The organism is Mycolicibacter heraklionensis, assembly GCF_001021505.1.
In the GTDB taxonomy this organism is placed as follows: domain Bacteria; phylum Actinomycetota; class Actinomycetes; order Mycobacteriales; family Mycobacteriaceae; genus Mycobacterium; species Mycobacterium heraklionense.
Genome location: NZ_LDPO01000025.1, coordinates 23,636 through 45,780 on the forward strand (window position 1 = coordinate 23,636; position 22,145 = coordinate 45,780).

Consider the following 22,145-nt stretch of genomic DNA (forward strand, 5'->3'; position numbering starts at 1 on the left):
ATCGGTTGGATTGCGACCCGGTGAGGGCTTCGTTCCAGGTCGGTTGCAGCCCTGGCGACGCTGCCGGCACCTGGCTACCGTCATTTCACGGCCAGGGCATCGCTGCCCGGCCCGCCCCGGAAGGACCCTGGAGATGACGAACACCGCGCCCCGTTGGCGATTCCTTTTCGGCTGCGCCGCAGTCATGGCGGCCGGCCTGGCAGGTATTCCCGCCGTGGCGGCTGATCCGCTGGTCCCGGTGCAGCCGAACCCCTATGCCCCACCCGCCCAGGCGGCGGGGGCGCCGGTGACCGGGCCACTGGCGGCAGCGGCGCGCCCGGCGGCTCCGGCGCCCGCGGTCCCAGCTCCCGCGGGCGTACCGGCCGCTCCGGGTGCCGTAGCGCCGCCCGCGCCGCCGAGCGGTCTGGTGCCGGCGACCTCAGGCACCCTGCGCGACTACTTCGCCGCCAAGAAGGTGCAGTTGGAACCGCAACAGCCCGCCGGATTCGACGCGTTCAACATCACCTTGCCGATGCCGGCGGGATGGTCCCACGTTCCCGACCCGAACGTCCCCGACGCGTTCGCCGTGATCGCCGACCGGCGCAGTGGGTCGCTCTACACCCCCAACGCCCAAGTGGTGGTCTACCGGCTGGTTGGGCAGTTCGACCCGAAAGAAGCGATCACTCACGGGTTCGTCGACAGCCAGTCGCTGCTGGCCTGGCAGACCACCAACGCCTCCCTGGACGACTTCAACGGATTCCCGTCCTCGATCATCGAGGGGACCTATCGCGATGCCGACATGACGCTGAACACGTCGCGGCGCCACGTGATCGTGCCGACGGAGGACGCGGCCTACCTGGTGTCGCTGACCGTGACCACCGGTGCAGGTCGCGCGATCGGTGCCGCCCCGGCGACCGACGGGATCATCAACGGATTCCGCGTCGAGCGCCCCGGTACCAACCCGCCGCCCCCCGCCCCGAGCGGTCCGGTGCAGTCGGGCACGGTGCGGCACCAGGTGGGGACCGCCCCGCCGCCGCTCGACGCCCCCCACCCTCCGGTGGAGTCGGGCGTCATCCGGCACCAGGTGGGCACCACGGGCTGACGGCCCGGCTCGTATTGTGGACCCATGCTGATCATGGGTGTGTTGTGCCTGGTTGCGGCGGCGGTGTCGCTGGTGTTCGGGGTTCGGACGCTGGTGCGCCCGCTCACCGGTGACCCCGAGCAGCTGGTGCTGCGGGCCGTCGCGCCCGCCCAGGTAGCCGTCGGGGTGATCCTGGGGGCGGGCGGTGCACTGGTGCTGGCCGGCCCGTCGTCGATGGCACTGCTGGCGCTGATCATCTCGATCACCGGGGCGCTCGCCACCCTCGCCGCCGGAGCCTGGCAGGGCGCCCGCTACGCGGCACGCCTGTCTGCTCAGGCCGGCGCGGCGGCCGACGCCGGCTGTTGCGGGTCGGGCTGCGGCTGCGGTGACAGCGCGCCCGTCGAGGAGGCGGGTTGTGGAGCGGGCTGTGGCTGCGGCGAAGCCGCGCCGGCGGAGCCGGCCTCCGGGTGCGGCAGCGGCTGCGGCTGTTCCTGAAGCGTTTCGAGCGGCGCTGACCGCCGGCTCAGTTGCGGCTGATGTCGATGGGGTGGGTGGCCAACAACGCGGTGGGCCAGGGCTGGCGTCGCAGGGCACGCCCCCACAGGTCAACTCGCGGCGGCACCATCACGTCCGACGGCAGCGCCGACAGCACGATCCAGTCGTCGCGCTCGATCTCTCCCTCGAGCTGGCCGATGGTCCAGCCGGCATAGCCGGCGAAGATCCGGACTCCCTCCACATGCGGCGCGATCGTCTCGGGGTCGGCGTCGAGGTCGACCATCACCAACCGGCCGTCGATGTGACGGAGACCGGGCACACCGTGGGGTTCGGCACCGACCCGCAACAGCCCGACGCACAGCGCGGCATCGCGTTTCACCGGGCCGCCGATGAACATGGTCTTGGGTTTGGCGGCCAGCTCGGACCACTGCGGCAGCACGTTGTAGACGGCGGTCTCACTGGGGCGGTTGAGCACCACGCCCAAGGTTCCCCCGTCGTTGTGCTCGACCACGTAGATCACGGTGCGACGAAAGGTGGGTTCGAGCAGATCCGTGTTGGCCAACAGCAGCGTGCCGGCCCGTACCCGATGCGCAGCGGGCGCGACATAGTCCTCGGGGTCTTCGGGTTGGGCCATTTTTCCATCATGGCACCCGACGCCGTCATTCGTGTTGAGCTGTGCCGAACATCGGCCGGCCCGCAATATTTGTAGGCTGGTTTGGGGCCGGCGCCGCGCCGCCGCCCGAGTCTGGAAGAGGTTCTGTGGTGGACAACCGCGCACCGGCATCACTGTGGCGGTCGGCGCGTGGCCTGCCGGAGTTCCGCCGTCTGCTGGAACTGCGGGCCGCCAGCCAATTCGGGGACGGGCTGTTCCAAGCCGGGTTGGCCGGGGCGTTGCTGTTCAACCCCGACCGGGCCGCCTCCCCGTGGGCGATCGCGGGCGCTTTCGCCGTACTGTTCCTGCCGTATTCGGTGCTGGGGCCGTTCGCCGGCGCGCTTTTAGACCGGTGGGACCGGCGCCTGGTGCTGGTGGTGGCCAACCTCGCCCGGCTGGTGCTGGTGCTCGGGATCGCGGCGCTGCTGGCGTGCGGCGCGGGTGATCTGCCGGTGCTGTGCGCGGCGCTGATCGCCAACGGGTTCACCCGGTTCATCGCCTCCGGGCTGTCGGCGGCGCTGCCGCATGTGGTGCCGCGCGACCAGGTCGTGACGATGAACGCGTTGGCGATCGCGACCGGTGCGGTGGCGGCCTTCTTGGGCGCCAACTTCATGCTGCTGCCGCGTTGGCTGATCGGTGCCGACGACCGCGGTGCGGCATCGATCATCGCGGCGGTGGCCGTTCCGGTCGCGATCGCGCTGGTGCTCTCGCTGCGCTTCGGTGCCCATGTGCTCGGTCCGGACGACACCAAACGTGCGATCCATGGCTCGGTGCTCTATGCCGTGACGACGGGCTGGATGCACGGCATCCGGACGGTGCGCGACCGGCCCACCGTGGCCGCCACCCTGTCCGGACTGGCCGCGCACCGGATGGCCTTCGGCATCAACACCCTGGTGGTGCTGGTGCTGGTCCGGCATGTCGGCGAGCACACGGTATCCGGCCTGGGAACCACCGCATTGTTCGTCGCCTCGGCGGGCGCCGGGTCATTTCTGGCCACGGTGCTGACCCCGCCGGCGGTGCATCGCTGGGGCCAATACGCCACCACCAACGGTGCCCTGGCCGCGGCCGCGGTCATCCAACTGGCCGCCGTCGGCCTGTACCTGCCGGTGCTGGTGCTGTGCGGCTTCCTGCTTGGAGTGGCCGGGCAGGTGGTCAAGCTGTGTGCCGACACCGCGATGCAGATCGACGTCGACGACGCCCTGCGCGGGCATGTCTTTGCGGTGCAGGATTCGCTGTTCTGGGTGTCGTTCATCATCGCCGTGGCCGGTGCCGCGGCGCTGATTCCTCCTGACGGACAGGCTCCGTCGCTGATCGTGGCCGGCACCCTGCTGTATCTGGCCGGTTTGGCCGGGCACGCGTTCATCGGGCGGCGCCGCGAACCGGTGGGCCTAAAGTAACGAACATGGCCGAAACTGAACCGATCGTCGCCGATCTGAGTGCCGAAAGCGACGAGCTCGACGCCCTGGTGGCCCCCCTTGCCGACAGCCAGTGGGGTACGCCCACACCGGCGGCCGGCTGGTCGATCGCCCATCAGATCGGCCATCTGTTGTGGACCGACCGGCTCTCGCTGACCGCCATCGTCGACGAGGCGGGTTTCGCTGCCGCACTCACCGACGCGATGAAAGATCCGGCCGGATTCGTCGACGCCGGCGCCGCCGAACTCGCCCAGCTGCCGCCGGCCGAGCTGCTGGCGGACTGGCGGTCGACCCGGGCCAAGTTGCACGAAGCGTTGCTCGGTGTTGCCGACGGGCGCAAGCTGCCGTGGTTCGGCCCGCCGATGAGCGCCGCCTCGATGGCCACCGCCCGGCTGATGGAGACCTGGGCGCACGGTCTGGACGTGGCCGACGCGCTCGGGGTGCGGCGCCGCCCCACGGCGCGGTTGCGGTCGATCGCACATCTGGGGGTGCGGACCCGTGATTTCGCCTTCAGCGTGCACAATCTGACCCCGCCGGCCGAGCCGTTTCGCGTGGAACTACACGCTCCCGAGGGCGGGGTATGGGCCTGGGGACCGGTGAATGCCGAGCAACGGGTGACCGGAACCGCCGAGGACTTCTGCTTTTTGGTCACGCAGCGGCGTGCGCTGGCGGACCTGGACATCACGGCCCACGGTGACGATGCGCAGCGCTGGTTGGAGATCGCCCAAGCCTTCGCGGGGCCTCCCGGCCGGGGGCGCTGAGCGCGCCAGCGCGAAAGCGAGACCCGGCCGCACCAGCACTGCGGGGGCGCTGAGCGCGCCAGCGCGAAGGCGAGACCCGGCCGCATCAGCACGGCACTGGTCGCTGGAGGCGCAAACCCCTCCCCCACAAGGAATTCAGCGACGCCGCCACGGCGTGTCGCGTCGTCAGATTCCGCCTCAGCGCGGCGCCGGAAGCGATGAGCGCGCGGCTCAGAACCAGGCCAGGACTCCGCCCATGATCATGTCGAGCGAATTCAGCAACGCCTGGAACATGTCCACGTTGGCGGAGTCGATCATGTGATAGGTCGTGTTTCCGATCACCTCATCGGTCGCACCGGCGATCTCCGCCGGCGTCAGGCCCAGGTACGCGAGGTGGTCGCTGAACATGCCGGCCATCTGCTGGCCGTTATCCCAGTTCGCGAAGCCGTCGCTGGACAGGGAGTAGATGTCTGTCGTGTACAGATCACTCGGGGTCACCAGGCCGATGACCGAGTCGATGTGCATCATCTCGGCGAACTGATAGACCATGTTGATCACATCGTCATGCCACGACTCTGGCACCCATTGCAGCAGCGTCGGCATGAATCCGCTCAAGAATCCGCCGACTGCGGCACTGTCGCCCACCATCACGAAATGCAGTGCGTCCAAAGGCATGTCGGGATACTGCTGATGAAGTTGTTCTTCAGCCAGCCCCGCCGCGACATCGGCCTGCGAATACCCGAAGATGTACAGCGGGTCTTCGGAGCTGAACTCGTCGGCGCTCCACCGCTGCGCGATCGCGTCAACCAGGATCTGGGTGGCTCCGCTGATGCTCGTGTTCAGGTCGGAGGTCTCCGGCACCTGAAGGAACGTCGCCGTTCCGTCTTGGGCGAATCCGTTCGGCACCAGGTACAGGTCTTTGCTCAGGTCGAGCCAATCCTGATTCATCGCCGGGATCATGATCAGGGCCTCTGCGGCCAAGCCGTATTCGAGGATCTGGTGATCGACGTCCGGAACCACGGCAGCGCCGCTCGCCGCTCCGATCACCGTCGGAACGGCCACCATCGGTGCCCCCAGGAGGGCGCCCACCCACATCTTCTTCACTGGTGCCTCCCCGGTTGGGCGTCGTAACGGAGGCAGAGCTGTCGCCGCGTCCAGTATTTCTGGCTTCGTCGTTCGCCGACACCCCTAGAGCCTGGGCAGTTGCTGTCGCTTCGCGGCAGTTTCACAGCACGGTGGCGCCATCGGCGGCACCGTCACCATCGGCGTCGGTGAGCTTGATGTCCCACCTCCCATCGCCGTCGGTGTCGACGTAGGCCGAGCCATAGCCGCCCGCACCATTGCCGATCAGCACCCGATCGGCCCGTCCGTCACCGTCGGCGTCCAGCAGCCGGTCACTGATACGTCCGTCGCCGTCGAAATCCACCAGGGGACCGCCGGTGTGCTCGACACCGTCGAGCCCCATCCAGCGCAGCCCGCCCGATCGATCCGCTGAACCCGCCGCGACGCCGTGTCCCCAGGTGCCAGAGCCGTCGTCGATGAAGGAGGCCTCCGGAATGCCGTCGTCGTCGAGGTCCAGCAGGAGGTGGTCGGCCACCCCGTCCCCGTCAAGATCCACCAGCGCGTCGTCGCGCAGTCCGTCCCCGTCGAAATCGAGGCCGATGGCGTCGGCCAACCCGTCCCCGTCGAGATCCAAGTCGGCAGGGCCGGTCCACATCGTCGCCGCGCCGTCACCGTCACCCAGGCAGTAGTCCATACCCTGCTCAGACGCGGCGCTGCGGCTATCGGTTCCCCTGGGTCTGCCACCACGACAGCAGCTCGGCCGTCGCCTCCTCGCGGGTCAACGGCCCACGCTCCAGGCGCAGCTCCTTGAGATAGCTCCACGCGCGTCCCACCTGCGGGCCCGCCGGAATGTCGAGCAGCGCCATGATCTCGTTGCCGTCGAGGTCCGGCCGCACCCGCTGCAGGTCTTCCTGCTCGGCCAGGACTGCGATGCGTTCCTCGAGCTGGTCATAGCTGGCCTGCAGGCGCGCCGCGCGCCGCTTGTTGCGGGTGGTGCAGTCGGCCCGGACCAGCTTGTGCAGCCGCCCCAGCAGCGGTCCCGCATCGGTGACGTAGCGCCGCACCGCCGAGTCGGTCCACTTGCCGTCGCCGTAGCCGTGAAACCGCAGGTGCAGGTAGACCAGCTGGGACACGTCGTCGATCATCTGCTTGGAGTAGCGCAGCGCGCGCATCCGTTTCCGGGCCATCTTCGCGCCCACCACCTCGTGGTGGTGGAAACTGACGCCCCCGTCAGTTTCGTGGCGGCGGGTGGCCGGCTTGCCGATGTCGTGCAGCAGCGCCGCCCAGCGCAGGACCAAATCGGGGCCGCCTTCGGGACCAGGGTCCTCCAGGTCGATCGCCTGACGCAGCACCGTCAGCGAGTGCTGGTAGACGTCCTTGTGCTGGTGATGCTCGTCGATCGCCATCCGCATGCCGCCGACTTCGGGCAGCACCACATCGCCCATGCCGGTGGCCACCATCAGATCCAGACCGGCCACCGGGTCAGCTCCCACCAGCAGCTTGTCCAATTCGGCGGCCACGCGTTCCGGAGTGATCCGGCCGAGCTCCGACGCCATGTCCTCGATCGCGGCGCGCACCCGCGGCACCACCGTGAACCCGAGTTGGGAAACGAACCGGGCGGCGCGCAGCATCCGCAGCGGGTCATCGCCGAAGGAATCCTGCGGTGCGGTGGGTGTGTCCAGCACCCGGTCCCGCAACGCCGCCAGCCCACCGAGCGGGTCGAGGAACTCCCCCGGCCCGGCCGACGTGATGCGGACCGCCATCGCGTTGGCGGTGAAGTCGCGGCGCACCAGATCCACCTCGAGCGAATCACCGAAGCGCACTTCGGGATTGCGGGTCACCCGGTCATATTTGTCGGCCCGGAACGTGGTGATCTCCACGCGTTGACCGCCCAGGGTTGCCCCCACGGTGCCGAACTCGATGCCGGTGTCCCACATCGCGTCGGCCCGGCCCCGCAGAATGTGCTGCACCTGCTCGGGGCGCGCGTCGGTGGTGAAGTCCAGATCCGGGCTCGGCCGGCCCAGCAGCGCATCGCGGACCGATCCGCCGACCAGGTAGAGCTCCTGGCCCGCTTCGGCGAACATCGCGCCGAGGCCGCTCAGCAGTTCGGCGTGCCGGTTCAGCGCGACGGCCGCCGTGGTCAGCAGGTCGGCGTCTTGATGGGCTTCAGGCACGTTCGATGAGCTTAGACGGTGGGGCTGGCCGAGGCCCCCTGCACCGGCGCCCGCAACCGAGTGTGCGGTTTCGTAGGTTTTTCGCGGGCCGCGCCCACAATTCCGCACACTCGGCGGACTCAACCCGGCGAAGCCGGGCGACGCGGGGAACCGGCGAGGGAGGCAGGTCGGCCCGCGCGTGCCAGCTACTATCACATGGGTGTCGGCCGACGGCGGAGAAGCCAATTCGGGACGGCGCCGCAGGCGGCGTCGTGGTCGACGCACGTCTGGCCCGAAAATCAACCACGCCGAAACTCCTGCCACCGAGGGCTCCCCGAGCGCGAACGCGACCCCCGGGCGTGTCGCCCAGCGCCGGCCGCGCACCGCGCGACACGGACCGGAACGCTTGCGCACCGTGCACGAGACCTCCGCGGGCGGGCTTGTCGTCGACGGCATCGACGGCCCGCGGGAAGAACAGGTCGCGGCGCTCATCGGCCGCGTCGACCGGCGAGGCAGGATGCTGTGGTCGCTGCCCAAGGGACATATCGAGGTCGGTGAGACCGCCGAACAGACCGCGATCCGCGAGGTCGCCGAAGAGACCGGCGTGCGGGGCAGCGTGCTGGCCGCGCTGGGCAGCATCGACTACTGGTTCGTCACCGACGGCCGCCGGGTGCACAAGACCGTGCACCACTACCTGATGCGGTTCGCCAGCGGAGAGCTGTGCGACGACGACATGGAGGTCGCCGAAGTGGCGTGGGTGCCGATCCGGGAGCTGCCGTCCCGGTTGGCTTACGCCGACGAACGACGGTTGGCGCTGGTCGCCGACGAATTGATCGACCGACTGCAGGCCGACGGTCCGGCAGCCCTGCCGCCCCTGCCGGTGACCGCACCCTGGCGACGCCCGCAGACGCATTCCCGCGCCCGCCGTACTCGCGCAGGCGAGAACTCGCCGGACCCGAAGAACGGTCGCAGGCTGGACCCGTGACCCGCACGCGACGAAGCGGTGGGGGTCCCTTGCCGAGGCGGTTGGCGGCCCTCCCGATGGTGGTGGCCGCCCTCTTGATGACCCTCGGCACGGCGCTCGGTGGCGCCTCCCCGCACGTCGCCGCCGGCGAACCCGACGTGGCGCCGTTCGTCCAGATCCGCATCGACCGCGTCACCCCGGAGGTCGTCACCACTTCCAGCGTCCCGCTGGTCACCGTCGCCGGCACGGTGAGCAACGTCGGCGACCGACCGGTCCGCGATGTGATGGTGCGCCTCGAGCAGGCCGGCGCCGTCGCCTCCTCCGCGGGCCTGCGCACCAACCTCAGCGGAGCCAACGACCAGTACCGCGCGGTGGGCGCCTTCAGCACGGTGGCCGCCGAACTACAGCGCGGTCAGGAAGCCCGCTTCACGCTGACCGCGCCGCTGCGCTCGGCGAGCGAGCCGGCCTTGAACGTCGACCGCCCCGGCATCTATCCGGTGCTGGTCAACGTCAACGGCACACCCGACTACGGCGAGCCGACCCGTCTCGACGACGCCCGCTTCCTGCTCCCGGTGACCGGCCTGCCCAAACCCGACCCGGACTCCGAGCTGCCCGCCGGCGCCGTCGCACCCGACATCTCCCAGCCGGTGCGGCTCACCATGTTCTGGCCGCTGGCCGACCGGCCCCGGCTGACACCCGGAGCGCCCGGCGGCACCCTGCCGGTTCGGCTCACCGACGACGACCTGGCGACATCACTGGCTCCGGGCGGGCGCCTCGACGCCCTGCTGTCCGCCGCCGAATTCGCCACCAGCCCCGCGGTGGACGCCAACGGAGTGGTCAACCGGGCGCTATGCCTGGCCATCGACCCCGACCTGGTGGTCACGGTCAACGCGATGACCAACGGCTACGTGGTCGCCGACTCCCCCGACAGCGCTACCTCGCACCCGGGCACCGGCCGGGACGCCGCCCGGACCTGGCTGGAACGGCTGCGGCGGTTGGCGCACCACACCTGTGTCACGGCAACCCCGTACGCGCAGGCCGACCTGGACGCGCTGGCGCGGGTGGGCGACGCGCGGCTCAACGAGATCGCCGTGCACAAGCCCGCCGACATCGTCGACCGCATCCTCGAGGTGACCTCGACCCGTGGCGCGGTCCTGCTCGGCGACGGCCGGCTCACGACCGGCGCCGCGGACCTGATCAGTGCGCAGGGCTCAGAGGGCACAGCGGTGGTGATCAACGCCGGCGACTGTGCGGCCCAGGACTCGGTGGCGGGCGCCTCTGCCACCGCCGACGTCACCCCGCGGCGACTGTCCCCGCACCTGGTGTCGGTGCCCTACGACCCCGCCGTCGGCGCCGCGCTGGCGGCGATGGGCACCGACCCGTTCGCACCCAGCTACCAGGACACCTCGCTGGCCGTCCGGCTTCGCCACGACTCCGCGCTGGCCCGTCGCCAGGACGCCCTGGGCTCCATGCTGTGGCGCGGACTGGAATCCCCGGACAGCCCCGGCGCGCCACGCGACGAGATTCTGATGCCGCCGGCGTACTGGAAGCCCCGGGCCGACGACGCCCAGGCGGTGCTGACCACCTTGGCCACCGCACTGCGCTCCGGGCTGGCCGTGGCCCGGCCGCTGACCACGGTGCTCGCCGAATCGCGTGACGTCACAGCCCAACCCGAGCACCCGCTGCCGGCCCAGCAGCCGGCGGGCGGTTTCAGCCCGGACGTGCTCGGCGCAGTAGCCAACGACATCGGCCGGCTGACCGCCTTGACCTCGGCGTTGACCACCGACGCCCGCACCGGCCTGACCGGTGAGGCGTACACGGCGCCGCTCGCCGAGGGCATGCTGCGCGCGCTGACCCAGTCCGAGCCGGTCGATGTCCGCAACGGCCTGGCGGCGCAGCGGCTGGCGATCATCGGCAACACCGTCACCGACCTGATCGGCGCGGTCACCATCGTCAACCCCGCCGACTCCTACACCCTGGCCACCGAGCACAGCCCCCTGCCGCTTGCGCTGCGCAATGACCTGGCGGTGCCGATCCGGGTGCGGCTGCACGTCGATGCCCCACCCGGAATGACGGTGACCGACGTCGGGGAATTGGAGCTGCCGCCGGGGTATCTGCCGCTGCGGGTCCCGGTCGAGGTGCGCGTCAACCAGCACTTCGTCGTCGACGCAGCGCTGCAAACCCCCGACGGTCTGCCGCTGGGCGAGTCCGTGCGGCTCTCGGTGCATTCCAACGCCTACGGCATGGTGCTGTTCCTGATCACCATGACCGCCGCGGCGGCGCTGACGGTGCTGACCGGGCGCCGGCTCTGGCACCGCTTCCGCGGCCAGCCCGACCGCGCCGACCTGCCCGCGCCCCCAGCCGGCCCGGGCGGTGCCCGGTGAGCCCGCCGGCCCAGCAACCCGCGCGCCCCGAGCTGACCGACGCCGCGGTGGTGTCGCGCTCCTGGGGGATGGCGTTAGCGACCCTGGTCAGCCGGATCACCGGGTTCATCCGGGTGGTGCTGCTGGCGGCCATCCTGGGCGCCGCGCTGTCCAGCGCCTTCTCGGTGGCCAACCAGTTGCCGAATCAGATCGCCGCCCTGGTGCTGGAGGCGACGTTCACCGCGATCTTCGTGCCGGTGCTGGCCCGCGCCGAGCGCGACGACGCCGACGGCGGCGCGGCGTTCGTGCGTCGGCTGGTGACGCTGGCCACCGCGCTGCTGCTGGCCACCACCGTGATCTCGGTGGCGGCGGCGCCGCTGCTGGTGCGGTTGATGCTGGGCGGCGACCCACAGGTCAACGAGCCGCTGACCATCGCGTTCGCCTATCTGCTGCTGCCGCAGGTGATCTGCTACGGGTTGTCCTCGGTGTTCATGGCGATCTTGAACACCCGCAACATCTTCGGGGCACCGGCTTGGGCGCCGGTGGTCAACAACGTCGTCGCGATCGCCACCCTGGTGGCCTACCTGCTGGTGCCGGGGGAACTGTCGGTCGACCCGGTGCGGATGGGCAACGCCAAGCTGCTGGTGCTCGGCCTGGGCACCACGGCGGGCGTCGTCGCCCAGACCGCCGTTCTGCTGGTGGCGATCCGGCGGCAGCGGATCAGCCTGCGCCCACTGTGGGGAATCGACGACCGGCTCAAGCGTTTCGGCACCATGGCGTCGGCGATGGTGCTCTACGTGCTGATCAGCCAGATCGGCCTGGTGGTGACCAACCAGATCGCCAGCACCGCTGCCGCGTCCGGCCCGGCGATCTACTACTACACCTGGCTATTGCTGCAGCTGCCGTTCGGCATGATCGGCGTGACGGTGCTGACCGTGGTGATGCCCCGGTTGAGCCGCAACGCCGCCGCCGGCGACGACCCCGCGGTGCTGGCCGACCTGTCCCTGGCCACCCGGCTGATGATGATCACCCTCATTCCGATCGTGGCGCTGATGACCGTCGGCGGCCCGGCGATCGGCAGCGCGCTGTTCGCCTACGGCAACTTCGGCAACGTCGACGCGGGATATCTGGGCGCCGCAGTCGCCATGTCGGCCTTCACGCTCATCCCCTACGCCATGGTGCTGCTGCAGCTGCGAGTGTTCTACGCCCGGGAACAGCCGTGGACTCCCATCGCCATCATCGTGGTGATCACCGCGGTGAAAATCGTCGCGTCGGTGGCAGCCCCGCACCTGACCGACAATCCGGATCTGGTGGCCGCCTACCTCGGCCTGGCCAACGGCCTGGGCTTTCTCGCCGGGGCAATCGTGGGGCACCTGCTGCTGCGGCGCTCCTTGCGCCCGGTGAGTGGAGATCTGTTGGGGCCGGACGTGATCCGCACCGTTCTGGTCACACTGACGGCGTCGCTGCTGGCCGGACTGGTCGCCGAGGTGCTGGATCGCGCCCTGGGCCTGCGGACACTGACCGACCACGGGGCAGCGGGATCGATGCTGCGCCTGCTGGTGATGACGGTGGTGATGCTGCCGATCATCGGCGCGGTCATGGTGCGCGCCGAGGTGCCCGAGGCCGTCGCCGCCCTGGCCGCGGTGCGCCGCAGAATCGGCGGGGGCCGGCCCCCGTCCGGCATGCCGAACCCGCCTTCTCCCGATCTCGCCGTCCCGTACGCTGAGCACAACCGTTTGCCCACAGCCGGCGGGGACGTGCCGAACGATCCCGCCGCGCACACGCCGCCGGAGCACATCGCCGGTGGCTGGACACCGAAAGGCGCGGAGGTGGCCAACACTCCTTCCGAAGGCGCCGGGTCTCGGGCCGCGTCGCGGACCGTTGCTCCGCAGCAGCCGCAGCGGGCCGCCGAGGCCCCCGAGTCAGCCAGCAACGACAGCTTGCTGACACCGGGCCTGAGCATCGCCGGCGGCCGCTACCGGCTGCTGGTACGCCACGGCGGCACCCCGGTGCTGCAGTTCTGGCAGGCACTGGACACCGCGCTGGACCGCCAGGTGGCCCTGACGTTCGTCGACCCGAATCAGACCATGCCCGACGACCAGCTCACCGGCATCCTGTCGCGCACCCAGCGGCTCAGCCAGATCGACCTGCCCGGTATCGCCCGCGTACTCGACGTGGTGCGCATCGGGGCGGGCGGGCTGGTGGTCTCCGAATGGGTGCGCGGCGCCTCCCTGCAGGAGGTGGCCGGCACGTCGCCGTCGCCGATCGGCGCCGCCCGTGCGATCCGGTCGCTGGCCAGCGCCGCCGAGTCCGCGCACCACAGCGGCGTGGCACTGTCGATCGACCACCCGGCGCGGGTCCGGGTCAGCATCGACGGCGACGTCACCTTGGCCTTCCCCGCCACGCTGCCCGACACCAAGCCCGAGGACGACATCCGCGGGATCGGCGCCACCCTGTACGCGCTGCTGGTCAACCGGTGGCCGCTGCCCGATGCCGGGGCCGACGTCGGGCTGGAACCCGCGGACCGGGACGAGACCGGCAACCCGGTCAAACCCGACTCGATCAACCCCGACATCCCGTTCCAGATCGCGGCAGCGGCCAGCCACGCGATCCAGCCCGACGGCGGGATCCGCGGCGCATCCACGCTGTCGAACCTGCTGCAGCAGGCCACCGCCCTGCACGAGCAGACCGAGCTGTTGGGCACGGTCGGCGACGAGCCGCCCGCGCCGCGTCCGGCACCGGTACCACCAGACGCCGAGACGCGGGCCGAGCGGCGCCGCCGGGTGCTGATCGGCCTGGGCATCGGCGGGGCGGTCATCCTGGTCGCGCTGCTGGTGTTGGCCTCGGTGCTCAACCGGATCTTCGGCGACGTCAACGGGTTGGACAAGACCGAACTGGGCTTGAGCAGCCCCTCGGCGTCGTCGCAGCCGGGCGCGTCCGGCCCCAGCGGCATCGTGAAGCCGGTGCAGGTGACGGTCTTCTCCCCCGGCGGCGAGGCGGACCGGCCCCAGGACGCCGGTCTGGCGATCGACGGAAACCCGGCCACCGCCTGGTCGACAGACACCTACTCGGATTCCGTGCCGTTCCCGAATTTCAAGAACGGCGTCGGGCTGATGCTGCAGCTGCCCAAGCCCACGGTGATCGGCACCGTCACACTCAACGTGTCCAGCACCGGCACCCGAGTGGAGCTGCGCTCCGCGCCCACCCCGAAGCCCTCGCGGCTCGAAGACACCACCCTGCTGGCCCCGGCAAAGGCGCTGCAGCCCGGTTCCAACAAGATCACCGCCGACTCGGCGTCCCCGACGTCGAACCTGCTGGTGTGGATCTCCACCATGGGCAACACCGGAGGCGAGAGCCGCACCCAGATCTCCGAGATCACCGTGCAGGGGGCTTCCTAACCGGGCTGTGCACAAGTCCTTTGGGTGAAGTGCCGGCGACGACGACGCTGGTTACTGTCCGCCCATGGGGCACCCGGATCGCAGTGACGCCGAGCTGTTGGCCGCGCATGTCGCCGGTGACCGCTACGCCTTCGGCGAGCTCTATGGCCGCCACCACCGCCGGCTGCGGCGGTTGGCCCGGCTCACCACCGGATGCCCGGAAGAGGCCGAGGACGCCCTGCAGGAGGCGATGTTGTCGGCGCATCGGGCGGCGGGCTCGTTTCGCCACAACGCCGCCGTCAGCAGCTGGCTGCACCGGATCGTGATCAACGCCTGCTTGGACCGCTTGCGCCGCAACAGGGTTCCTTCCACCGAGCTGCTCGTCACCCACGCCGTCGTTGGTGATCGCACCGCTGAGGTAGAGACCGCGCTGGAAGTGCACGCGGCATTGCGCCGGTTGCCCGCCGACCAGCGTGCCGCGGTGGTCGCCGTCGACATGCAGGGCTATTCGGTGGCTGATGCCGCCCACGCGTTCGGCGTGGCACCGGGCACCGTCAAGAGTCGCTGCGCCCGGGGCCGCGCTCGGCTGGCCGTCCTGCTCGGGCGATCCCACCACCCCGGGCCCGGCGCTGCGGTCTCGCCGGCCCGCGGCCGGATAGCCTTGGCGCCTGAGGGCGGGTTACCAGAGCGAGCGGAAGCGGCGGCATGCCAATCGATGCGGGCGACGAACAGTCCCGGGCCCAGTCCGGGCCACCAGCGCACTCCAGCCGGCCCCTCCCCTCGCTCAGCCGGATCGCCGCCTGGGCCGGTGGTGCGGCCGCGGTGATCGCGATCGGGGTCGGCACCGCCGCGTTGATCCGGTTCCCCGGCGACACTCCCAGCGGCCCCCGCTCCCTGGACGCCATAACGGTGGCGTCCGCGCCCACGGCGGTGCTGCCACTGTCCGAACCGGAGATTCTCGAGCTACTGGACCGGCGCCCCGAGTACGGCCCGCTGGCCGACCCGGCACGGCGGGCCGGCTGCCTGGCCGGGCTGGGCTACCCGGCCTCGACGCACGTCCTGGGGGCCCGTGAGGTCACCGTCAACGGTCACTCCGGCGTCGTGCTGCTGCTGCCGGGCACGCCAGAGGGCACGATCATCGCTTTGGCGGTGGCTCCGCACTGCAGTTCCGCGGACACCGGACTGCTGGCCGACACGACCGTCCGGCGCCCCTAGACCCGTCCGTCGAGGTTCGGGGAACAATCGCCGCCTACGCTGACGTTGCTAGCCCCAGTGACCAAGATCCCCGAGCGGATCCGAGAAGAAATGGCCCTCGATGTCTGAGACACCATCCACCCACGATGTGATCATCATCGGCTCCGGCCCGGCCGGGTACACCGCCGCCATCTACGCCGCCCGGGCACAACTGGCCCCGCTGGTGTTCGAGGGAACCGCGTTCGGCGGCGCGCTGATGACCACCACCGAGGTGGAGAACTTCCCCGGCTTCCGCAACGGCATCATGGGCCCGGAGCTGATGGATGAGATGCGCGAGCAGGCGTTGCGCTTCGGTGCTGACCTGCGCATGGAGGACATCGAATCGGTGGAGCTGGACGGGCCGGTCAAGACCGTCGTCACCGCCGACGGCGAGACGCACCGGGCCCGGGCGGTCATCTTGGCCATGGGCGCCGCGGCCCGCTACCTGAACATCCCCGGTGAGCAGGAACTGCTCGGCCGCGGGGTGAGCTCGTGTGCCACCTGCGACGGGTTCTTCTTCCGTGACCAGGACATCGCGGTGATCGGCGGCGGCGACTCCGCCATGGAGGAGGCCACCTTCTTGACCCGCTTCGCCCGCAGCGTGACCCTGGTGCACCGCCGCGAAGAGTTCCGCGCCTCGAAGATCATGTTGAAGCGGGCCCGCGAGAACGACAAGATCCGGTTCCTCACCAATAGCGTGCCGGTGGCGGTGGAGGGCGAGGCGACGGTGACCGGGCTGCGGGTGCGTGACACCAAGACCGACGCGGAAACCACCCTGCCGGTGACCGGCGTGTTCGTCGCGATCGGCCACGACCCGCGCTCGGCGCTGGTGCGCGGAGCCGTCGACCTGGACCCGGACGGCTACGTGTTGGTCGAGCAGCCGAGCTCCCGCACCTCGTTGGAGGGGGTATTCGCGGCCGGCGACCTGGTGGACCGCACCTACCGGCAGGCGATCACCGCCGCCGGGACCGGCTGCGCGGCCGCCATCGACGCCGAACGCTGGCTGGCAGAATCCGAAGATGCGGCCGACACCGCCGACGCCCACGACACCGGTACCGAAACCTTGATGGGAGCACCCCGATGACCGACCACGCCACGGTGACCGTCTCCGACGCCACCTTTGCCGCCGACGTCCTGGCCAGCAGCAAGCCCGTGCTGGTGGACTTCTGGGCGACTTGGTGCGGCCCCTGCAAGATGGTGGCCCCGGTGCTCGAGGAGATCGCCGCCGAGCAGGCTGACCAGCTCACCGTCGCCAAGCTCGACGTGGACGCCAACCCGGACACCGCGCGGGACTTCAACGTGGTCTCCATCCCCACCCTGATCCTGTTTAAGGACGGTCAGCCGGTGAAGCGGATCGTCGGCGCCAAGGGCAAAGCGGCCCTGCTGCGCGAGCTCGCCGACGCCACCTAGCGGTTCCGGGCACTGCCTGGCGGGCTTGTGAGTCTCGGCTCTCAGGGCCCGTTTGTGGCCTCGCCGTTTTCGAAAATTGGCCGAGGATCTGAGACAATTCTGGCTAATCTGCTGGCAACCACCAGCTACGGCTCCACTGCCAACAGCGACGACCGGAGGGCTCAGTAATGTCGGGTCGGCATCGCGGCACCGAGCAGGGCCTGCGCCGCGGCGACCGCAGCGGTGCCGTTGTGGAAATCCGGGCAGCGCTGGCCGCGCTGGGTCTGGTGGACAGCCCCGACGCGGACTTGAGCACCGGCAAACACGTCGCGCTGGACGTCTTCGACGACCACCTCGACCAAGCGGTGCGTGCCTTCCAGCAGCAGCGTGGCCTGCTGGTCGACGGCGTGATCGGCGAGGCCACCTACCGCGCGCTCAAGGAGGCGTCCTACCGACTGGGCGCCCGCATCCTCAACCACCAGTTCGGGGCGCCGATGTACGGCGACGACGTGGCCACGTTGCAAGCCCGCCTGCAGGATCTGGGTTTCTACACCGGGCTGGTCGACGGCTACTTCGGCATCCAGACGCACAACGCGTTGATGTCGTATCAGCGCGAGTACGGTTTGTACGCCGACGGTATCTGCGGGCCGGAAACGTTGCGTTCCTTGAACTTCCTGGCCTCGAGGGTGACCGGCGGCTCGCCCCACGCGATCCGCGAAGAGGAATTGGTGCGGCGGTCCGGACCCCGGCTGTCCGGCAAGCGGATCGTCATCGACCCAGGCCGTGGCGGTCGTGACCACGGGCTGATCACCCAGACTCCGTCGGGACCGATCAGTGAAGCAGATATCTTGTGGGACTTGGCAAGTCGTTTAGAAGGCCGGATGACGGCCATCGGGATGGACACCTTCCTGTCCCGTCCCAGCGGCCGCAACCCGTCGGACGCCGAGCGTGCCGCGACCGCGAACGCCGTGGGTGCCGACCTGATGATCAGCCTGCGCTGCGCCACCCATGTCAGCCCGGCGGCCAATGGTGTGGCCTCGTTCCACTTCGGCAACTCCCATGGTTCGGTGTCCACCATCGGCCGGAATCTCGCGGACTTCATTCAGCGAGAGATCGTGGCCCGCACCGGATTACAGGATTGCCGGGCACACGGCCGGACCTGGGACTTGCTGCGCCTGACCCGGATGCCCACCGTCGAGGTCGACGTCGGTTACATCACCAGCCCGCGTGATCGCGGGATGCTGGCCTCTCCGGCAACCCGCGACGCCATCGCCGAGGGAATGCTCGCCGCGGTCAAGCGGCTGTATCTGCTCGGCAAGAACGACCGGCCCACCGGAACCTTCACGTTCGCCGAACTGCTGGCCCACGAACTGTCGGTCGAGCGGACCGGCCAGCTCGGCGGTTCCTGACCCGGCGGTTCAGCAAGGCTCGACGCAGGAGAGCCGAAGCTGGAACCGCCGCACCAGCCCGGTCGCAGACCCCGAGGCGGCGGGGGCGCCCGCCCCGATCGGTTGCTCCAGCCGCGAGCTCTCCAGCAGACGCTCCAGCGCAGCCTCCACCTCCGCCTTCCAACCCAGGCCCTTGTCGAGTTCCAGTCGCAGCCGCGGGAAGTACCGGTGCGGTGACACCACGGTGAACCCGACGTCGGTCAGGAAATCCGCCGAGATGATGCAGTGCTCGACCGAGCAGTCGCCGACCGCCTCCAACACCGGCGCGACGTCGGGCGGGACGGTGCCCCCATCCAAGAGTTCGGAAACCGCCGACGTACGGCCGAAGGCTTCCAGGGCGCGGACCCCGCGCCGCATCAACTCCTCGACGACCCGGGCGATCAGTTCCCGCGGCAGACCGTCGGCCATCGGAGCCGGATCGGTGCCGATCGAAGTCAGTAGCACCGCGTCGGCCGAAACCGGCCCGGTGGGAAAGCGGTGCGCCCGGGGCACAGCACGCGGGGGTGCGTACAGCACGTAGCCGAGGCACGGCGGATCCCCGACTCCTCGCGCGGCGGCCGACGGCGTGGCTACCTGCCCACAGGTCCCCCACTCCAACATCACCATCGACAGCCAGGCTTCCTTCTCGAACTCCGGGTCCGAGAGGTGATCGTCACGGCCGAGGGTGGCCGGATCCACCTCCCAGAAGACGCAGCGGCGTGCGTGCTTGGGAAGCTGCTCGAAACCCTCGAGCTTCAGGGGTGCGATGCGGACAGACACTGGACTCCCGGTCTCAACCCGTGCTGTCGGCGACGACAGCCCCTTAAGAATAGGAGGGTCGAGCCGCCGGATGCCACCCTCGGCGCCATTTGGTGGATCGACCCATCGAAAAAACGAAAGCTGCTGTTAATCAACATGTTTCAGCTCCGCCAGCGGACCGGGGCCGCCGTACCGTCACAGTGACGTAACGGCCGTGTGGCCCTGGACCTGGGCGAACAACGCCTCAGGAGGTTGTCGAGTCCATCATCGCGACGATGCGCTGCAAATCGTCGACGGATCCGAACTCGACCACGATCTTGCCCTTGCGCTTACCGAGACTGACCGTCACGCGGGTGTCGAAGGTAGTCGACAGCCGCTCGGCGACGTCCTGCAGACCGGGCATCTGGATCGGCTTGCGCCGCGGCGCGACCGGTGTCGGGGTGCCTCCGCGGTTGGCCAGGGTGACCGCCTCCTCGGTGGCGCGCACCGACAGGCCCTCGGCCACGATCCGCGCCGCAAGCTCCTCCTGGGCCTCCGATCCGGCCTCCAGAGACAGCAGCGCCCGGGCATGGCCCGCCGACAACACGCCGGCGGCGACCCTGCGCTGCACGGCGATGGGCAGTCGCAACAGCCGGATCATGTTGGTCACCAAGGGGCGGGAGCGTCCGATGCGGGTGGCCAGTTCGTCGTGGGTCACCCCGAACTCGTCCAGCAATTGCTGGTAGGCCGCTGCCTCTTCCAACGGGTTCAGCTGTACCCGGTGGATGTTCTCCAGCAGCGCGTCGCGCAGCAGGTTGTCGTCCTCGGTCTCCCGAACGATCGCCGGGATCGTCTCCAGACCGGCTTGCTGGGAGGCCCGCCAACGCCGCTCCCCCATGACTAACTGGTACCGCGACGAGCCGGGCACCGCCCGCACCACGATGGGCTGCATGAGCCCGAATTCTCGGATCGAATGCACCAGCTCGGCCAGTGCCTCGTCATCGAAAACCTGTCGGGGTTGGCGGGGGTTGGGCTCGATGTCGGCCGGTCTGATCTCGCGGTACACCGCGCCCACGTCGGGGGTTGCCGCCGGGGCTGCGCTGCGCGCGCCGCCCAGAACGACATCGGCGGCGGCATCGCCCATCCGCGGGCCCAGGCCGGCGCCGCGGTCGCCCTGGGCGTCGTTCCCCTCGCCGGGGCCGGTCGGGATGAGCGAGGCCAGGCCGCGGCCCAAGCCGCCCTTCTTACGCGACGGTCCGGTCATCTGTGGCGCTCCTGTTCTTCTCCGGGTCGTCGGATACCGGCGGTCACTGCTGTCCCCCTCCGTCGACCAGGTCCCGCTCGACGAGCTCCCGGCTGGCGTCCAAGTAGCTCATCGCCCCGCGTGAGCCGGGGTCATAGTCGATGATCGTCATGCTGTAGCCCGGCGCTTCCGACACCTTGACGCTGCGTGGGATGACCGTGCGCAGCACCCGGTCGCCGAAGTAGCGCCGGACCTCGTCGGCTACCTGGTCCGCGAGCTTGGTGCGCCCGTCATACATCGTCAGCAGCACGGTGGTCACTTCCAGCCGCGGGTTGAGGTGCGCCTTGACCATCTCGATGTTGCGCATCAACTGGGACACGCCTTCCAGCGCGTAGTACTCGCATTGGATCGGGATCAGCACCTCCGGCGCGGCAACCAACGCGTTGACGGTCAGGAGGCCCAGCGAGGGCGGGCAGTCGATGAAGACGTAGTCGAAGTCGAAGCTGTCCAGATCGGTCAGCGCATTGCGCAGCCGGTTCTCCCGCGCCACCATGCTTACCAATTCGATCTCGGCGCCGGCCAGATCGATGGTGGCCGGGATGCAATACAGCCGCTCGTTGTGCGGGCTCTGCTGCAAGGCGGATGTCACCGGGATCGCACCGATCAACACTTCGTACGACGACGGTGTGCCGGATTTACGGTCGGCGATTCCCAATGCGGTGCTCGCGTTGCCCTGCGGGTCGAGATCGATCACCAGGGTCTTGATCCCCTGCACCGCGAGGGCGGCGGCGAGGTTGACCGCGGTGGTGGTCTTGCCGACGCCGCCCTTCTGGTTGGCGACGGTGAACACGCGCCGGCGCTTCGGGCGGGGCAGCAGGTTGTTGGTGTGCAGTACCTGCATCGCCCGCTCAGCGGCCGCGCCGATCGGGGTGTCGACAAAGTCCGGCGATGTTTCACGTGAAACCGGGCCGTGCGATGTTTCACGTGAAACCGCCTCGGCAGAACCCGCGGCGTTCGTGGCTGACGACCGTGGCGTGACGCCCGGGGGGACTGATCTGCTCATGCGTTCCTCCTGGTCGACCGTCGCGCCGGGCTGCCCGATGTCCGACGGCCCGCGCGCCTCGCTTCGGGCTCTGCCCGCAGTGCCAGCACCACGGTCGCGGGCGGGGTTAAATAGTTCACGCCACATCTCACCACCCTTACGTCGTTCGCGCCTAGTCTGGCCATCACGCCGCGGTGCTCGTCGACCTCGGCCTGTGCCCGCTCCCCCTTCATCGCCAGCATCCGGCCGCCCTTGCGTAGCAGCGGCAGGCTCCACCGGCTGATCTTGTCCAGGCTCGCGACGGCCCGTGACAGGACGGCGTCGCAGTCCCCGACCGCGTCGCGCACCGCGGGATCTTCGGCACGTCCGCGGACCACCTCCACCCCGCCGAGGTCCAGCTCCGCGACCGCCTCACGCAGGAAGTCGCTGCGCCGGAGGAGCGGTTCGACGAGGGTCATAGCTACGTCCGGACGGACGATCGCCACCGGTATTCCCGGCAAGCCGGCTCCGCTTCCGATGTCTGCGACCCGCTCCCCGGCCTCCAGCAGCTCCCCGACCGCCGCGCAGTTGAGCAGGTGGCGTTCCCAGAGCCGCTCGACTTCCCGGGGTCCGATCAATCCGCGCTCGACACCGGGGCCCGCCAAGAGGGCTGCGTAGCGCCGCGCCGTGGGAAGGCGATCGCCGAAGACTTCCGCCGCCTCCGGGGGCGGCTCGGGTGCCGGTGCTCCCTCGACATGTTTCACGTGAAACATTCCTCCGGCTTCCCGGGAACGGACCGCGGGCAGGGAATCA

19 protein-coding genes and 1 pseudogene are annotated in these 22,145 nt (G+C 69.8%); 12 read left to right on the top strand and 8 right to left on the bottom strand.

Translation table 11 applies throughout. The annotated features are described in order from the left end of the window. Window positions 1-133 precede the first annotated feature (133 nt). Both ABW16_RS20870 and ABW16_RS20875 read left to right on the top strand, forming a co-directional pair. Window positions 134-1,081, top strand: coding sequence for an LpqN/LpqT family lipoprotein (locus ABW16_RS20870; protein ID WP_082134252.1), 948 nt, complete (start codon window positions 134-136; stop codon window positions 1,079-1,081). Between the two features lie 24 nt (window positions 1,082-1,105). Continuing rightward, window positions 1,106-1,555 (top strand): hypothetical protein, encoded by a 450-nt coding sequence (locus tag ABW16_RS20875; protein WP_047321109.1) that lies wholly within the window; start codon window positions 1,106-1,108, stop codon window positions 1,553-1,555. A 28-nt stretch (window positions 1,556-1,583) separates the two neighbouring features. Here the strand turns inward: ABW16_RS20875 and ABW16_RS20880 are convergent, their stop codons facing one another. Next, a complete protein-coding gene (locus tag ABW16_RS20880; RefSeq protein ID WP_046285198.1) occupies window positions 1,584-2,189 on the bottom strand; it encodes a YqgE/AlgH family protein in 606 nt (201 codons plus the stop codon). A gap of 128 nt (window positions 2,190-2,317) precedes the next feature. Between ABW16_RS20880 and ABW16_RS20885 the strand changes: the two genes are divergently transcribed. Further along, a complete protein-coding gene (locus tag ABW16_RS20885; protein WP_109519701.1) occupies window positions 2,318-3,604 on the top strand; it encodes an MFS transporter in 1,287 nt (428 codons plus the stop codon). Between the two features lie 5 nt (window positions 3,605-3,609). After that, window positions 3,610-4,383, top strand: coding sequence for a TIGR03084 family metal-binding protein (locus ABW16_RS20890; protein WP_047321111.1), 774 nt, complete (start codon window positions 3,610-3,612; stop codon window positions 4,381-4,383). Window positions 4,384-4,593: 210 nt separating this feature from the next. On the opposite strand, the gene ABW16_RS20895 is transcribed toward ABW16_RS20890, so the two are convergent. The 3 genes from ABW16_RS20895 to ABW16_RS20905 form a co-directional block, all read right to left on the bottom strand. Further along, window positions 4,594-5,457: a PE-PPE domain-containing protein gene (locus ABW16_RS20895; RefSeq protein ID WP_233424833.1), complete on the bottom strand. Its 864-nt coding sequence runs from the start codon at window positions 5,455-5,457 to the stop codon at window positions 4,594-4,596. A gap of 130 nt (window positions 5,458-5,587) precedes the next feature. Next, window positions 5,588-6,118 carry a hypothetical protein gene (locus ABW16_RS20900; RefSeq protein ID WP_047321113.1) on the bottom strand — a complete coding sequence of 177 codons (531 nt, stop codon included), beginning with the start codon at window positions 6,116-6,118 and terminating at the stop codon, window positions 5,588-5,590. 25 nt (window positions 6,119-6,143) lie between these two features. Beyond that, the gene (locus ABW16_RS20905; protein WP_047321114.1) at window positions 6,144-7,598 is read right to left on the bottom strand and encodes a CCA tRNA nucleotidyltransferase; all 1,455 of its coding nucleotides are present in this window, start codon (window positions 7,596-7,598) and stop codon (window positions 6,144-6,146) included. Window positions 7,599-7,797: 199 nt separating this feature from the next. On the opposite strand from ABW16_RS20905, the gene ABW16_RS20910 reads away from it, so the two are divergent. The 8 genes and pseudogenes from ABW16_RS20910 to ABW16_RS20945 all read left to right on the top strand — a co-directional run bounded on the left by ABW16_RS20910 (window position 7,798) and on the right by ABW16_RS20945 (window position 18,312). Continuing rightward, entirely contained in the window at window positions 7,798-8,562 is a 765-nt protein-coding gene (locus tag ABW16_RS20910) for an NUDIX hydrolase (protein WP_200900698.1), read from the top strand. A gap of 56 nt (window positions 8,563-8,618) precedes the next feature. Continuing rightward, the gene (locus ABW16_RS20915) at window positions 8,619-10,925 is read left to right on the top strand and encodes a hypothetical protein (protein WP_047321116.1); all 2,307 of its coding nucleotides are present in this window, start codon (window positions 8,619-8,621) and stop codon (window positions 10,923-10,925) included. Beyond that, on the top strand, window positions 10,922-14,302 hold the full coding sequence (murJ, locus tag ABW16_RS20920; protein WP_047321117.1) for a murein biosynthesis integral membrane protein MurJ: 3,381 nt from the start codon (window positions 10,922-10,924) through the stop codon (window positions 14,300-14,302). The genes ABW16_RS20915 and murJ overlap by 4 nt, the downstream gene beginning before the upstream one ends. Before the next feature lie 64 nt (window positions 14,303-14,366). After that, window positions 14,367-14,927, top strand: a pseudogene (gene sigM / locus ABW16_RS20925) (RNA polymerase sigma factor SigM); the annotation flags it as partial. A gap of 176 nt (window positions 14,928-15,103) precedes the next feature. Next, entirely contained in the window at window positions 15,104-15,496 is a 393-nt protein-coding gene (locus ABW16_RS20930; RefSeq protein ID WP_052957031.1) for a hypothetical protein, read from the top strand. 100 nt (window positions 15,497-15,596) lie between these two features. Continuing rightward, window positions 15,597-16,598: a thioredoxin-disulfide reductase gene (gene trxB, locus ABW16_RS20935; RefSeq protein WP_047321118.1), complete on the top strand. Its 1,002-nt coding sequence runs from the start codon at window positions 15,597-15,599 to the stop codon at window positions 16,596-16,598. Beyond that, complete coding sequence (trxA, locus tag ABW16_RS20940; RefSeq protein ID WP_047321119.1) at window positions 16,595-16,924, top strand: thioredoxin; 330 nt, start codon at window positions 16,595-16,597, stop codon at window positions 16,922-16,924. Before trxB ends, trxA begins: the two co-directional genes overlap by 4 nt. A 167-nt stretch (window positions 16,925-17,091) precedes the next feature. Then, complete coding sequence (locus ABW16_RS20945) at window positions 17,092-18,312, top strand: N-acetylmuramoyl-L-alanine amidase (protein WP_047321120.1); 1,221 nt, start codon at window positions 17,092-17,094, stop codon at window positions 18,310-18,312. A 9-nt stretch (window positions 18,313-18,321) separates the two neighbouring features. On the opposite strand, the gene ABW16_RS20950 is transcribed toward ABW16_RS20945, so the two are convergent. The 4 genes from ABW16_RS20950 to rsmG form a co-directional block, all read right to left on the bottom strand. Next, on the bottom strand, window positions 18,322-19,110 hold the full coding sequence (locus ABW16_RS20950) for a hypothetical protein (protein ID WP_047321121.1): 789 nt from the start codon (window positions 19,108-19,110) through the stop codon (window positions 18,322-18,324). 223 nt (window positions 19,111-19,333) lie between these two features. Beyond that, window positions 19,334-20,332: a ParB/RepB/Spo0J family partition protein gene (locus ABW16_RS20955; RefSeq protein WP_047321122.1), complete on the bottom strand. Its 999-nt coding sequence runs from the start codon at window positions 20,330-20,332 to the stop codon at window positions 19,334-19,336. Window positions 20,333-20,375: 43 nt separating this feature from the next. After that, on the bottom strand, window positions 20,376-21,374 hold the full coding sequence (locus ABW16_RS20960; protein WP_082134255.1) for a ParA family protein: 999 nt from the start codon (window positions 21,372-21,374) through the stop codon (window positions 20,376-20,378). Next, complete coding sequence (rsmG, locus tag ABW16_RS20965) at window positions 21,371-22,105, bottom strand: 16S rRNA (guanine(527)-N(7))-methyltransferase RsmG (protein ID WP_082134256.1); 735 nt, start codon at window positions 22,103-22,105, stop codon at window positions 21,371-21,373. Before rsmG ends, ABW16_RS20960 begins: the two co-directional genes overlap by 4 nt. Window positions 22,106-22,145: the final 40 nt, after the last annotated feature.

Coding starts and splice junctions, on each gene's coding strand:
- rsmG (WP_082134256.1), bottom strand. CDS start 22,105: ATGTTTCACGTGAAACATGTCGAGGGAGCACCGGCACCCGAGCCGCCC.
- ABW16_RS20945 (WP_047321120.1), top strand. CDS start 17,092: ATGTCGGGTCGGCATCGCGGCACCGAGCAGGGCCTGCGCCGCGGCGAC.
- ABW16_RS20875 (WP_047321109.1), top strand. CDS start 1,106: ATGCTGATCATGGGTGTGTTGTGCCTGGTTGCGGCGGCGGTGTCGCTG.
- trxB (WP_047321118.1), top strand. CDS start 15,597: ATGTCTGAGACACCATCCACCCACGATGTGATCATCATCGGCTCCGGC.
- ABW16_RS20955 (WP_047321122.1), bottom strand. CDS start 20,332: ATGACCGGACCGTCGCGTAAGAAGGGCGGCTTGGGCCGCGGCCTGGCC.
- ABW16_RS20960 (WP_082134255.1), bottom strand. CDS start 21,374: ATGAGCAGATCAGTCCCCCCGGGCGTCACGCCACGGTCGTCAGCCACG.
- ABW16_RS20890 (WP_047321111.1), top strand. CDS start 3,610: ATGGCCGAAACTGAACCGATCGTCGCCGATCTGAGTGCCGAAAGCGAC.
- ABW16_RS20895 (WP_233424833.1), bottom strand. CDS start 5,457: ATGTGGGTGGGCGCCCTCCTGGGGGCACCGATGGTGGCCGTTCCGACG.
- ABW16_RS20915 (WP_047321116.1), top strand. CDS start 8,619: ATGGTGGTGGCCGCCCTCTTGATGACCCTCGGCACGGCGCTCGGTGGC.
- ABW16_RS20870 (WP_082134252.1), top strand. CDS start 134: ATGACGAACACCGCGCCCCGTTGGCGATTCCTTTTCGGCTGCGCCGCA.
- ABW16_RS20900 (WP_047321113.1), bottom strand. CDS start 6,118: ATGGACTACTGCCTGGGTGACGGTGACGGCGCGGCGACGATGTGGACC.
- trxA (WP_047321119.1), top strand. CDS start 16,595: ATGACCGACCACGCCACGGTGACCGTCTCCGACGCCACCTTTGCCGCC.
- ABW16_RS20880 (WP_046285198.1), bottom strand. CDS start 2,189: ATGGCCCAACCCGAAGACCCCGAGGACTATGTCGCGCCCGCTGCGCAT.